The organism is Denitratisoma sp. agr-D3, from assembly GCF_054658675.1.
This window is the reverse complement of the sequence record NZ_BAAGIA010000001.1, coordinates 941,846-954,375: the sequence shown is the minus strand read 5'-3', so window position 1 is coordinate 954,375 and position 12,530 is coordinate 941,846. Positions and strand designations below refer to the sequence as shown.

At 65.2% G+C, this 12,530-nt stretch carries 10 protein-coding genes; 5 read left to right on the top strand and 5 right to left on the bottom strand.

Annotated features, from left to right (window positions below; genetic code table 11):
- Window positions 1–3: 3 nt before the first annotated feature.
- Window positions 4–1,002, bottom strand: a complete 999-nt coding sequence (locus ACYQ2U_RS04555; protein WP_459949138.1) for a sulfate ABC transporter substrate-binding protein — start codon at window positions 1,000–1,002, stop codon at window positions 4–6.
- Between the two features lie 215 nt (window positions 1,003–1,217).
- Here ACYQ2U_RS04555 and ACYQ2U_RS04550 point away from each other — a divergent pair, with 215 nt between their 5' ends.
- From ACYQ2U_RS04550 to ACYQ2U_RS04540, 3 genes are read left to right on the top strand one after another with little or no spacing between them, the layout of a single operon-like run.
- A complete protein-coding gene (locus tag ACYQ2U_RS04550; protein ID WP_459949137.1) occupies window positions 1,218–1,766 on the top strand; it encodes an antibiotic biosynthesis monooxygenase in 549 nt (182 codons plus the stop codon).
- 49 nt (window positions 1,767–1,815) lie between these two features.
- Window positions 1,816–3,120 carry an MFS transporter gene (locus ACYQ2U_RS04545; RefSeq protein ID WP_459949136.1) on the top strand — a complete coding sequence of 435 codons (1,305 nt, stop codon included), beginning with the start codon at window positions 1,816–1,818 and terminating at the stop codon, window positions 3,118–3,120.
- Between the two features lie 8 nt (window positions 3,121–3,128).
- Window positions 3,129–4,448, top strand: coding sequence for an EAL and HDOD domain-containing protein (locus ACYQ2U_RS04540; RefSeq protein WP_459949135.1), 1,320 nt, complete (start codon window positions 3,129–3,131; stop codon window positions 4,446–4,448).
- On the opposite strand, the gene ACYQ2U_RS04535 is transcribed toward ACYQ2U_RS04540, so the two are convergent.
- Window positions 4,445–6,814 carry a hybrid sensor histidine kinase/response regulator gene (locus ACYQ2U_RS04535; protein ID WP_459949134.1) on the bottom strand — a complete coding sequence of 790 codons (2,370 nt, stop codon included), beginning with the start codon at window positions 6,812–6,814 and terminating at the stop codon, window positions 4,445–4,447. The genes ACYQ2U_RS04540 and ACYQ2U_RS04535 overlap by 4 nt on opposite strands.
- Before the next feature lie 142 nt (window positions 6,815–6,956).
- Window positions 6,957–7,610 carry a DNA oxidative demethylase AlkB gene (alkB, locus tag ACYQ2U_RS04530; RefSeq protein WP_459949133.1) on the bottom strand — a complete coding sequence of 218 codons (654 nt, stop codon included), beginning with the start codon at window positions 7,608–7,610 and terminating at the stop codon, window positions 6,957–6,959.
- A gap of 122 nt (window positions 7,611–7,732) precedes the next feature.
- Here alkB and ACYQ2U_RS04525 point away from each other — a divergent pair, with 122 nt between their 5' ends.
- Together ACYQ2U_RS04525 and ACYQ2U_RS04520 are read left to right on the top strand one after the other, a co-directional pair.
- Complete coding sequence (locus tag ACYQ2U_RS04525; RefSeq protein ID WP_459949132.1) at window positions 7,733–8,401, top strand: DNA-3-methyladenine glycosylase family protein; 669 nt, start codon at window positions 7,733–7,735, stop codon at window positions 8,399–8,401.
- A gap of 71 nt (window positions 8,402–8,472) precedes the next feature.
- Entirely contained in the window at window positions 8,473–10,776 is a 2,304-nt protein-coding gene (locus ACYQ2U_RS04520; protein ID WP_459949131.1) for a bifunctional diguanylate cyclase/phosphodiesterase, read from the top strand.
- A 46-nt stretch (window positions 10,777–10,822) separates the two neighbouring features.
- Here the strand turns inward: ACYQ2U_RS04520 and ACYQ2U_RS04515 are convergent, their stop codons facing one another.
- Window positions 10,823–11,701, bottom strand: a complete 879-nt coding sequence (locus ACYQ2U_RS04515) for a fused MFS/spermidine synthase (RefSeq protein WP_459949130.1) — start codon at window positions 11,699–11,701, stop codon at window positions 10,823–10,825.
- Window positions 11,702–11,768: 67 nt separating this feature from the next.
- Window positions 11,769–12,515 (bottom strand): 23S rRNA (guanosine(2251)-2'-O)-methyltransferase RlmB, encoded by a 747-nt coding sequence (gene rlmB / locus ACYQ2U_RS04510; protein ID WP_459949129.1) that lies wholly within the window; start codon window positions 12,513–12,515, stop codon window positions 11,769–11,771.
- Window positions 12,516–12,530 lie beyond the last annotated feature (15 nt).

The following is a 12,530-nucleotide window of genomic DNA, read 5'->3' as shown; positions in this document are numbered from 1 at the left end:
CATTTACTTCTTTTCGAAGATCTGGTCGAACACGCCGCCATCGGCGAAATGAGTCTTCTGGGCCTTCTGCCAGCCGCCGAAGGTATCGTCGATGGTGAACAGCTTCAGCTTGGGGAATTTCTTGGCGTACTTGTCCAGCACTTTGGGATCGGTCGGGCGATAGCCGTTCTTTGCCGCCAGTTCCTGGGTTTCGGGGGCGTACAGATGCTCCAGGTATTCGGTGGCTACCTTGCGCGTACCCTTCTTGTCCACCACCTTGTCCACGATGGCCACGGGCGGTTCAGCCAGGATGCTGGCCGGCGGATACACCACATCGAAGTTGTCGCCGAATTCCTTCTTCACCAGATCGGCCTCGTTTTCCCAGGCCAGCAACACGTCGCCCAGGCCGCGCTGGGCGAAGTCCACGGTCGCGCCACGGGCGCCGGACTGGAGGGACGGCACATTGGCGTACACCTTCTTGATGTAGTCATTGGCCTTCTGCTCGTTGCCACCGGGCTGGTGCAGGGCCCAGCCGTAAGCGGCCAGATAGGCCCAGCGCGCGCCACCGGAAGTCTTGGGGTTGGCGACGATCACGCCGACGCCCGGCTTGGCGATGTCACCCCAGTCCTTGATGCCCTTGGGGTTGCCCTTGCGTACCAGCAGGACGATGGTGGAGGTGAAGGGAGTGGAGTTGTGCTTGAACTGTTTTTGCCAATCGGACTTCAACAGGCCCTTGGCGGCGATGGCGTCGATGTCGTAGGCCAGGGCCAGGGTGACCACGTCGGCGTCGAGGCCGTCCTGCACCAAGCGCGACTGTGCGCCGGAACCGCCATGGGAAGCCTTGACCTCGACGGTCTCGCCGCTCTTGGCCTTCCAATACTTGGCAAAGGCGGCGTTGTATTCGGCGTACAGCTCACGGGTCGGGTCGTAGGACACGTTGGTCAAACTGGCGTCGGCCAAGGCGTGGCCTGCCAAACCGAGGACCAGGGCAGCGGCGAGGAAGGTACGGCGGGGGAAGTGCATTTGATTTCTCCGTTGGGGTTTGCGATGGGAGAAATCTACGAAAGCGCCTGGACAAAGCGAACCAAGAAATTCTGCTGAGCTTATGGCGCGGCCGTGGAATAAGCACAGCATCGAGGGCGATACCTCGGCGGTATCGAGTTCCACCGCCGATAGCATTGGACGGCCGCCCCAGCGGGTCCTAGCATGGCGCGGTCAGATTTCCTGAATAGCCCGCCATGAACGCCGCCACCGCCCCCGTGATGCGCATCGCCCGTCGCCGTGCCAAGCCCGGCTGCGACCAGGCCTATGTGGCCCTGGTGCAGGGCATGTTCGCCGACGCGCGACAGTTGCCGGGTTTTCTCGGCGCCGAACTGATCCCACCTGCCGAGGATGGCGGCGACTACCAGGTGGTGCTGCGCTTTGCCACCCAGACCGACATGGGCCGTTGGGACCGTTCGCCGCAACGGGCCCTCTGGCACCGCCGCCTGCGGGCCGTGGCCGAGGGCGATCCCGAATATCGATTGCTGTCGGGGCTGGAGGCCTGGTTCGCCCTGCCCCAGGTGGCCAGCGGCCATCCGCCCCCGCGCTGGAAGATGGCCCTACTCACCTGGCTCGGCATTTTCCCCACGGTGTCCCTGCTGCTGGCCTTCGTCGCCCCCCACCTGGCCGCCCTGCCCTTTCTGCTGCGGACCGCCGTGATCACCGGTCTGGTGGTGCTGATCATGACCTGGGGCGTGATGCCGCGCCTGGTGCCACGCTTCCAACACTGGCTGGCAAAGCGCTGACGCAACGCCAACCCGGCGGCGGGGCGGCCGCTGCGGGATAATGGCGGCCATGAACGATCCCCAATCCGCCGCCCCGGCCTACCGCAAGGTGGCCCTCGCCGCCTGTTTCGGCACCTTCATCGAGTGGTACGACTTCCTCACCTTCGCTACCCTCGCCACCCACTTCGCCGTGCTCTTCTTTCCACCGGAAAACCCCACGGCGGGCCTGCTCTACAGCCTGGCCACCTTCGGCATGGGCATGGTGGTGCGTCCCCTGGGCGCGGCCCTGTTCGGCTCCTTCGGTGACCGTCATGGCCGCCGCGCGGTGTTCATCGCCACCATCGCCATCATGGGTGCCGCCACCTTCGCCGTGGGCCTGCTGCCCACCCACGCCCAGTGGGGCTGGGCCGCCACCGGCCTGCTACTGGCCTTGCGCCTGGTCCAGGGCCTGGCCATGGGCGGCGAGATCGGCGGCGCCAACGTCTACCTGGCGGAACACGCCCCTGCCGCGCAACGGGGCGCCATGACCAGCGTGCTGCAATGGATGGGGGGCCTGGGCATTCTCGCCTCCACCTTCCAGATCGTGTTGCTGCAAAGCTGGCTAACCCCCGCGGACTTCCAGGCCTGGGGCTGGCGCGTTCCTTTCCTGCTCTCGGCCCTGCTCTTGCTGGCCAGCCTGCCGGCGCGGCTGGCCCTGCACGAATCGCCCGCCTTCGAGCAACTGCGCGCCCAGCACCGGGTCGCTGTCACGCCCCTGCGTGATTGCCTGCGGGATGCCGTCACCCGGCAGCGGATGCTGCTGCTGTTCTTTTGCGTTTCCGCCGGCGGCGGCCTGTTGTTCTTTTGTTCCCAGGTCTATGCGCCGGTGTTCCTCAAGACCGTGGTTGGCCTGGACCCGCTGGCCGCCGGCTGGATCACCCTGCCCGCCACCTTCTGCCTGTTTCCCTTGACCTGGCTCTGTGGCGCCCTGTCGGACCGCATCGGCCGCCGCCCCGTGGTGCTGGCGGGCCTGTTGCTCGGTGCCGTCGCCATCCTGCCGATCTACGGCGCCCTGCCCCTGCTGGCGCAACGGCCCCTGGCGGCCTTCGCCCTGCTCCTGCTGCTGGTGGCGGCCACGGCCCTCGTCACCGGCCCGCAAACAGCCCTGCTGGCGGAACTGTTTCCAACCCGCACCCGCTACACCGCCGTGGGCCTGCCTCACAATCTGGCGGCGGGTTGGATCGGCGGGCTATCACCCTACATCTCGGCCCTGATCGCCGAGCAAACCGGCAGCCCCCTGGCCGGGCTTTGTTATCCTTCCGCCTTGCTCTTGCTTGCCCTGATCGTGGGCTTTTTCTTCCTGCCCGAAACCCGGGGCAGCAGCCTCCAAGACTGAAGGCCATCATGTTCGATTTCGTCAAACGCGCGCTGGGCCAAGGGAATGTGCCGATTTCCGACAATCCCTTCGGCGACAAGGATGCGACCAACCCGTTGCCCGCCCCAACGGGCAGGGCCTCCTCGCTCCAATTGCAGCGGGACGAGATCATCGACAGCCGTGGCCGCATCGCCGGTTATCGCCTGCGTCCGCTCAAGGAGCCCGGTACCATCGACAGCGCCGACTACGGCGCCCTGCTCGCCAATGAAGGGGTTGCCGCCCTCGCCCGCCGACGGCTGGCCCTGATTCCCCTCACGCCCCTGGACTGGTCCCAGGGCAATTTCACCGCCCTTGCCCAAAGCGGCACCGTTTTTCTGCTGGTGGCCCCCGCCGTCCCCCTCAGCGAAGAGGAGTGGCGACAGACGGCCAACACGATCCTCGCCGCCGGAGCCTCCTTCGCCCTCGGCAACCATTCCCTGCCGCCGCCCGCCAAATCGCTTCTGCCCCAGGCCCGGCTGTTCCTGATGGACTTCCAGGCCCTGGGCTTGTCGCGCCTGGAAACCCTGGTGAAAAAACTGCGGGCCCAGTGGCCGGACCTCAAGCTCGCCGCCGACCGGGTCGCCACCTGGCCGGAACGACGCCTGTGCCTGTCCCTGGGCATCGACTACTGCCTGGGCGGTTTCGCCAGCACCCTGGACGAGGATGACCGGCAGGAGGAAATCAGCGAAAGCCGCCTGACCCTGATCGAAATGCTCAACCTGCTGCGCCAGGAAGCGGAATTGAGCGAACTGGTCACCATCGCCAAGCGCGACCCCGGCGTCTCGCTGCAAGTGGTCGCCATGGCCAATGCCCCCATCGTCGGGCTCAACCAGCCCGTCGCCAGCCTGGAACAAGCCATCATGGTGTTGGGGCGGGAAAGCCTTTATCGCTGGCTGGCGGTTTCCTTGTTCCGCGCCGCGCCCCAGCGCGACCAGGACGAAATCCTGCTGGAGCTGGCCCTGGGCCGGGCCCGCTTCCTGGAATTGGTGGCGGGCGACATGCTGCCCAAGGAGCAGACGGAAGAGTTGTTCCTGGTCGGTCTGCTGTCGGTCATGGATGCCCTGCTCGGCATGCCCATGAGCCGGGTGCTGGAAAAACTCCATCTTCCCGCAACGGTGCAGGACGTGCTGCTACGTAGCGAAGGCCCCTACGGCCGCTACCTGATGCTGGCCCTGGCCCAGGAAAAGGACAAGGCCCAGCAGACGGAAAAACTGGCCGAGGCCCTGGGCCTCGACCCGAGCCGACTTGCCAGCCACAGCCTCAGCGCCATGGCCTGGGCCGAAGCGGCAATGACACAGCACCGGGGCTAATCGCCGCCGGCCCCGCCGCCGTCACTTCCGGGCACGGCCCGAGCCGCCAGCCAGCGGGCCAGCACCTCGGCTAGGTCGCCGGTGGCCACGGGTTTCGTCAGATAGTCGTCCATGCCCGCCGCCAACACCTTTTCCCGCGCGCCCTGCATGGCGTCCGCTGTCAGGGCGATGATGGGAATGTGGGGATTGAGCACCCGCGTCCGCCCAGCGCGGATTTCGGCGGTGGCCTCATAACCATCCATTTCCGGCATCTGGCAATCCATCAGCACCAAGTCGTAGGGAATGCGTTGCAGCGCAACGATCGCCTCACGCCCGTTGGCCACGGCGTCGGCACGGTGTCCCAGCTTGTCGAGCAGGTGCAGCAGCACTCTTTGGTTGATCGCGTTGTCCTCGGCGATGAGGATGTGACCTTGCCGGGATTGCTCCGCCAAGGGGAACTGGAGCACCGGCGGCTGGACATCGACGGGCTTTGGCGCGCCACGGCCCAACACCGATGCCAGACAGTGACAAAGCTGGGCGTTCTTCACCGGCTTCGACAGATACACGGAAAAGCCGCAGGCGGCAGCCCGGGCCACGTCGCCCTGCTGCGCCACCGAAGTCAGCATGATCATAGGCATGGCGGCCCAGCGCGCCTTGGTCTTGATCGCCTTGCCCAGGGCCAGGCCGTCCATGTGCGGCATCTGCATGTCGATGATGGCGGCGTCCACCTCGCGCCCGGCCGCGGCCTCCGCATCGAGCAGGGCAAGGGCCTCGGGACCATCCTCGGCCAGCAGGGGGGCGCATTGCCAATGGCGCAGCAACACCTCCAACAATCGACGGTTGGTCTTGTTGTCGTCCACCACCAAAATGCGGCGACCGGCCAAGTCGGGTTGGTGCAGCGGATTTTCGCCGCCGTCCCCGAGGCCGAAAGGCAGCGTGAACCAGAACGTGGAGCCCTGGCCCTCGACGCTGGTGACACCGATCTCGCCGCCCATCAAACGCACCAGGCGCCTGGAAATGGACAAGCCGAGACCGGTGCCGCCATAACGGCGGGTGGTGGACGCATCGACCTGGGTAAAGGCCTCGAACAGGGCCTGGACCTTGTCGGCGGGGATGCCGATGCCCGTATCCCGGACCTCGAAACGCAACATCAGGCGACGCTCGCCGTCCCCTTCTCCCGCCATGTCCGCCAGGACCACCACCTCGCCGGCATCGGTGAACTTGATGGCGTTGCCGCCGAGGTTGATCAGGACCTGGCGCAGGCGGCCCGGATCGCCGCGCAGCCAGGACGGCACCTCGGGCTCGGCAAGGCAAACCAGTTCCAACTGCTTTTCGTAAGCGCGAAAAGCCAGCAGGTCGGAGACTTCCTCCAGCAGGGTGCGCAGGTCGAAATCCACCACCTCCAGGTCGATCTTGCCCGCTTCGATCTTGGAAAAATCCAGGATGTCATTGATGACGGCCAGCAGAATGTCCGCGCTCTTGCGCACGGTTTCCGCGTACTCCCGTTGTTCCTCGTTCAACGGCGTGGTCAACAGCAGGCCAGCCATGCCGATCACGCCGTTCATGGGCGTGCGGATTTCGTGGGACATATTGGCCAGGAACTCGGACTTGGCCCGGCTGGCCCCTTCCGCGGCGGCCAGGGCTTCGCGCAGTCGCAGCACGCTTTCCACGTGAAAGGCGTTGAGCAGGGTGATCACGGCCGCCGCCAAGATCACGGCACAGCCGGCCCGGAGCAATTGCACCGGCACATGGAAAAGCGTCTGAAAGTTTTCCTGGTTGAGCCAGGCGGCGGGCAATCCCTCCGCCCTCGGCACCACCCAACCGCCGAGAACGCCGTAGGCGATGAAGACGATACCGGCGCTGTAGCTGGCCCAGGCCAGTTTGTGCTGCGCCCAGGCCGGCAGTTCGGGATGCAGGCGATGGCGGAAATACAGGATGAAACCGGCACCGGTCAAAAAAGCGGCCGGTGCGCCGAACAAATAGCGCGACCAGATATTGAGGGCCAGCGAAGGGTTGTCGGAGAGCGCCGTGCCGAGGGCCACGCCAACCAGCAGCAAGGGATAGACGGCCCAGTGCAGCAGTTTCGCCGGCAGCGCAGCGAGGGCTTCATTACCCAGGGAGGCGCGCAGCAGGCGACGACCGAACTCGAAAAGGAAGAGGTAGGAAAGCAGCAGCAGTCCCGGACGGATGGCGGCCAACAGCGGCGTATCGCCCCGCGCCACGCGCCAAAAATCGATCCACTCCAGCACACCATGGCTGTAGCCGAAGGCCGCCAGGAGCCAGATGAAGGAAGACAACTGGAAACGGCTTTCATCCCGAAACCGGATCGAGATCACCAGGCCCAGGCAGAGGAAGGCCAGGCCATACACGAGAAAAACGATGTCCATGGTGCGACAGCGGCAGCTATTCAAGGGGAAACGGAAGGCAGCATACACACCCAATCTTCGCCGCATCTGACGGAAGGAGACTGTTCTTGCCGCCCCGTGATTTTTGCCAAGAATGGCAAAAAGAGTGCGCCGACGGACCGGCTTAGCGGGCCTTGCGCAGGGTGAGGTTGATGCGTTGGGGGCCGAGACGGGGATGCAATCCCTCGGCCACGGGCAGCACGCCGTGGAAACGCATTCGCGCCGGGCCGCCCCAGACCAGGACATCCCCATGGAACAGGGGCAAGCGCAGCGTGGGATCGCCACGCAGCTCGCCACCGAATAGGAACCAGGCTGGCAGCCCCAGGGAAAAGGAAACGATGGGCTGCGTGAAGTCACGCTCATCCTTGTCCTGATGCAAGGACATCTTCGCGCCCGGTCGATAGCGGTTGATCAGGCAGGCGTCGGCAACAAAACCGGGAAAGCCCGCTTCGGCCGCGGCCGCGGTGGCGAGGCGCTGAAACACTCCGGGCAAGGGCGGCCAGGGAGCCTGCCGTGCCGGGTCATGGCGGACATAGCGATAACCGTCCCGGCCGGATACCCAACCGAATTCGCCGCAACTGGTGGTCGCCACGGACATGGCGCGCCCACCCGACGTCACCATAGAGCGAAACGGCGCGGCGGCGATCACCGCCCGCAAGGCCGCCAGGAAATCCTCTTCCTCCGCCAGGAGGAATCCCCGCAACAACAGCGCACCGGGCACTGGTGATTGACGCGGCGGCAGACCAAGGTCTTGATCGCTGAACAGGTCGGTGCTCACGTTTCCTTGCATTGCTCCATCGTTGTCTGTCCGCTACCTACCGCTGGATGCCCGGTGCGCCACTATCGTGGGCCGTGCATCGGAAAACTTGTTAGATTGCCGTTTTTCTCAGGATAACCGCCATGACCTCGCCACGTTTGCTGCGCCAGGCCCGCGCCCATCTGGCTGCGGTGGATGACCAGTGGGAACGCCTGTTGGCTTTGGCTGGCCCCTGCCGACTCCAGACCGAGCAAACGCGGGAACCCTACGAGGCCTTGATCCGGGCGGTGGCGTCCCAGCAGATTCACGGCAAGGCGGCAGCCGCCATTCTCGCCCGTTTTCTCGCCCTGTTCGACCAAACTGCCCAAGGCGATGACGGCTTCCCTTCGCCTGAACGAATTCTGACCATCTCGAACGAGCAACTCCGGGCCTGCGGCTTCTCGGCGCGGAAAGTGGAGTCCATCCAGGGCATCGCCAGGGGGGCCTTGGACGGCCGGATACCCGATCGACGGGAAGCCGCCGCCCTCGATGACGACACCCTGATCGAACGGCTGGTGACCTTGAAAGGCATCGGCCGATGGACGGTGGAGATGCTGTTGATGTTCTCCCTGGGACGGATGGACATTCTGCCCGTGGACGACTTCGGCGTCAGGGAGGGGCATCGACGCATGCGCGGCCTGGCGGCCCAGTTGAAGCCCAAGGCCCTGGCCGAGGAAGGCTTGGCCTGGCGGCCCTACCGCAGCGTGGCGGCCTGGTACCTGTGGCGGGCCAATGAATTGCCGGCCTACCGGATGAAAACGGACGCATCGTGATGGGTCCCGCGCCCCTTTTTATTTGGGCGCCGTACAATGCCCCTCCTGGAACAAGGACTTTTCCCTAGATCGTGCCCTCCTCAAGCCGCGATGCCCTGAAATCCCTCAGCAACCTGCGTCGCGGGTTTCTGGCGATGGCCGTGCTGCTCTTCTTGGTCGGCCTGATCTTCGCCTGGCGCTCCTGGGAAACGGAAAAAGAGCATGAACTGCTCTATCTCACGTCCATCGTCGAAATCACCGGCAACTCCCTGGACAGCTATTTCGACACCCACAGCCGCCATCTGCAAAAACTGGCGAACGATCTCCTGCCCGAGGGCACCAAGGTTCCCGACCGCAACGCCCTGCTTCTAATGAAGCGAGCCAAGGAAGCCAACCCCGAATGGCGTCATGTGGTGCTGAGCCAACCGGACGGACGGGTGCTGATGAGCGACGTGCCGATTTCGGGCATGCCCACCGTCAACGAATCCGCCTCCTTCCAAACCGCCGTCAAAGCCCTGAAGGCGGCGCCGGGGCTGAATATCGGCCGCCCCCTCAAGATCGGCCGGGAACATGCCTGGCACATCCCCTTGCGCCTGGGCATCGTCGATGAAGCGGGCCGTTTGCGCTTCGTCCTGACCGCCACGATCCTGCTTTCCAGTCAGCAGGGTTTTTGGCAAAACCTTTCCCTGCCGCCCGCCTCGGCCCTGGGCCTGCTACGGGACGACGCCTATCTGGTCAGCCGCTATCCGATTCCGCAAGCGATGGATTATGAAGAGGCCTACGGCAAGCCCCGCAACGGCCGCCTGATCGAATACCTACGCGCCCACGACTTCCCTGCCCGAGGGGTGACGGAAGGTTTCAACAGCGTCTCCAAGGCGAACTATCTGTTCGCCTTCCACCGCCTGGCCCGCCATCCCCTGACCGTGTTCGTCTCCACGCCCCTGTCCAACGTACAGAAAAAATGGTGGCGCCAGACGCAATTCTCCCTGGTACTGCTGGTCCTGCTGCTCAGCGGCGGCTATCTGGTTTACCGCTGGTCGAGCCGGCGCCAATTGGCCTGGGAGGAGGAGCGGGAACAGAACGCGGCCCGTATCCAGTTCCTGGCCCACCACGACCCCTTGACCGAACTCCCCAACCGGCTGCTGGCCCGGGACCGCTTGCAGCAGGCCATCGCCTACGCCGACCGCCAGGGCAGCAAGGTCGCCCTGATGTTCCTCGATCTGGACAACTTCAAGAGCATCAACGACTCCCTCGGCCATCTCATCGGCGATGCGCTGCTGAAGGAAGTCACCCTGCGCCTGAACGACAGCCTGCGTAGCGTGGACACGCTGAGCCGGCAAGGGGGCGACGAGTTCCTCATCATCCTCAACGACATCCGCGAACCAGAAGATGTGACCCGGGTCGCGGAAAACATCCAGGACAAGCTGGCCCACACCTTCAACATCGAAAACCACGAGCTGGCCTCGACCCTGTCGGTGGGTGTCGCCCTCTATCCCGACGACGGGAACGATTTCGACACCCTGCTGCGCAAGGCCGACACGGCCATGTACAACGCCAAGGCCTCGGGACGGAACACCTACCGTTTCTATACCGAGCAAATGAACGTGGACGCCGACGAGCGCCTGCGCATCCGTCACTGGCTGAACCAGGGCCTGGAAAAAGACCACTTCGTCCTCTACTACCAACCCCAGATCGATCTCGCGACGGGGGCCGTGATTGGCGCCGAGGCGCTGATCCGCCTGCAACACCCGGCGGCGGGCCTGGTGATGCCGGGTCGCTTCATCGCCGTGGCCGAGGACAGCGGCCTGATCGTGCCCATCGGCACGTGGGTGATCCGCCAGGCCTGCCGCCAACTGGCGGCCTGGCACCGGGCGGGGCGGACCGAATTGGTGATGGCGGTCAACCTTTCCGCCGCCCAGTTCCGCCGGGGCGACCTGGAGGAATGCGTACGCCGGGCCCTGGCAGAAAACCAACTCGCGCCAGACAGCCTGGAACTGGAACTGACGGAATCCATCCTGATCGACGACGTCGAGGAAGTCCTGGCCGCCATGCAAGCCCTCAAGGCCCTCGGCGTGCGCTTCTCCATCGACGATTTCGGCACCGGCTATTCCAGCCTGGCCTATTTGAAGCGGTTCAACGTGGACAAGCTGAAAATCGACCAGTCCTTCGTCCGCAACATCCTGCACGATGCGGAAGACGCCGCCATCGTGCATGCCATCATCCAGATGGCCCGCAGCCTGAACATCCGCACCATCGCCGAAGGGGTGGAGGACGGGGAAACCCAAACCTTCCTGCGTAGCCAGCGCTGCGACGAAGGGCAAGGCTACTTCTTCGGTCGCCCGATGCCGGCGGCGGATTTCGAACGCTACCTGGCGCTGCACCCGACTCTCGACTAAGCGCCGACTTGGCGTGCCGCTCAGACGCCGCCCCTAAGTCTCCCCCTCAACCGCCCCGCTCCGCCTCGCGCCGGGCCAGTTCCATCCGCGCCGAGCGTTCCAGCTTATCCACGAAATCGGGGAAGTCCAGGCCGTACTTGCCCCGCAGCACCTTGGCCTGGGCCTGAAGACGGCGCCAATTGGGATCGAAGCCGGGATCCTTGAAGGCCAGCAACAGGTGGTTGTCGTCCTCCCGCACCGGCACCACGATGACCCGGTCGTCGAACACGGCCATGGCTTCGCCGATGAGGCCGGCGTAGGTTTCCTTCTCGCCAGCCAGGTTGATCACCAGCACGCCGTTGCCGGCGAGCTTGGCGTAGGCCTGCTCGAAGAACTCCCGGTTGGCAAGACTGGGGGCAAAACCGATGCGGTCGAAGGCATCCACCAGCAGCGCGTCGATGCCCTTCTCCGTCTGCGCCAGATAGACCGAACCGTCAGCGTGCAGTACCTCCAACTGGGGACCGTCCGGCGGCAACAGGAACGCATCGCGCAGGGCGATCACGTCAGCACTGAGTTCCACCGCCGTCATCTGCGTCGCCGGCAGGCGGTGATGGCAGAACTTGACCAGGGAGCCGCCACCCAGGCCGATCAACACGATGCGCCGGGGACGGGGATTGAACAGCAGGAAGGACATCATCTTCTGCGTGTAGCGCAGGTCCAGGGCGTTCGGCTCGGCGAGCCGCATGGCGCTCTGGATCAGGTGCAGGCTGAAGTGCAGGTAGCGGCGCTCGCCGTCCTCGCTGACGAAGGGCTTGGCATAGGACTCGTCGAGCAGCCGCGCCCGCAGCTCACTCACCTTGGCCCAGGGAGGTTCCAGGAGGGAAACCCGGCCGCCGATCTCCTCAAAGGGATTGGGCAGCTCGAACAGGGGATGGCGTTCGCTCATGACGATAAAAGCAGACCGCAACCGGGCTACGGCGGCCATCGGCCAACCAGCCGCCCGACCCGGGGACTTATTTCACTTTCGCCAGTCGCTGGCGACGGGCCTCGAACAGACAGACGCCGCTGGCTACGGACACGTTGAGGCTTTCCACCGCACCGAACATGGGAATGCGGGCCAGCTCGTCGCAGGTGTCGCGGGTGAGGCGGCGCAGGCCGTCGCCCTCGGCCCCCAGCACCCAGGCGGTGGGGCCGCTCTGGTCGATGGCGTAGATGTCCTTCTCGGCTTCGCCGGCGGCCCCCAGCACCCAGATGCCGCGCTCCTGCATTTCCCGCAGACTGCGGGCCAGGTTGGTGACGGTGATGTAGGGCACGGTGTCGGCGGCACCGCTGGCCACCTTGATGGCGGTGGCGTTGAGGCCCACGGCCTTGTCCTTGGGGGCGATCACGGCATGGGCGCCGGCGCCGTCGGCCACCCGCAGGCAGGCGCCGAGATTGTGGGGATCGGTAACGCCGTCCAGCACCAGCAGCAGGGGCGGCTCTTGCAGGCCGTCGAGCACGTCGTCCAGGGTCAGGTAACGCTGGCGGGCATCCACCTTGGCCACCACGCCCTGGTGCCGCTCGCCGTTGGCGAGGCCGTCCAAGCGGGCCATGGGCATGGGCATGACGCGCACGTTGTGGGCTTCGGCCAGCTTGAGCAGGTCCCGCGTGCGGCCATCCTTGCGGTCTTCCGCCAGGTAGATTTCCTTCACGTCCTCGGCGGCGTGGCGCAGTTTGGCGGTAACGGCATGGAAGCCATGGATCAGGCGGGTATCGGCCACGGGAATGTCCTTTTT

Coding starts and splice junctions, on each gene's coding strand:
- ACYQ2U_RS04555 (WP_459949138.1), bottom strand. CDS start 1,002: ATGCACTTCCCCCGCCGTACCTTCCTCGCCGCTGCCCTGGTCCTCGGT.
- ACYQ2U_RS04550 (WP_459949137.1), top strand. CDS start 1,218: ATGAACGCCGCCACCGCCCCCGTGATGCGCATCGCCCGTCGCCGTGCC.
- ACYQ2U_RS04545 (WP_459949136.1), top strand. CDS start 1,816: ATGAACGATCCCCAATCCGCCGCCCCGGCCTACCGCAAGGTGGCCCTC.
- ACYQ2U_RS04540 (WP_459949135.1), top strand. CDS start 3,129: ATGTTCGATTTCGTCAAACGCGCGCTGGGCCAAGGGAATGTGCCGATT.
- ACYQ2U_RS04535 (WP_459949134.1), bottom strand. CDS start 6,814: ATGGACATCGTTTTTCTCGTGTATGGCCTGGCCTTCCTCTGCCTGGGC.
- ACYQ2U_RS04525 (WP_459949132.1), top strand. CDS start 7,733: ATGACCTCGCCACGTTTGCTGCGCCAGGCCCGCGCCCATCTGGCTGCG.
- ACYQ2U_RS04515 (WP_459949130.1), bottom strand. CDS start 11,701: ATGAGCGAACGCCATCCCCTGTTCGAGCTGCCCAATCCCTTTGAGGAG.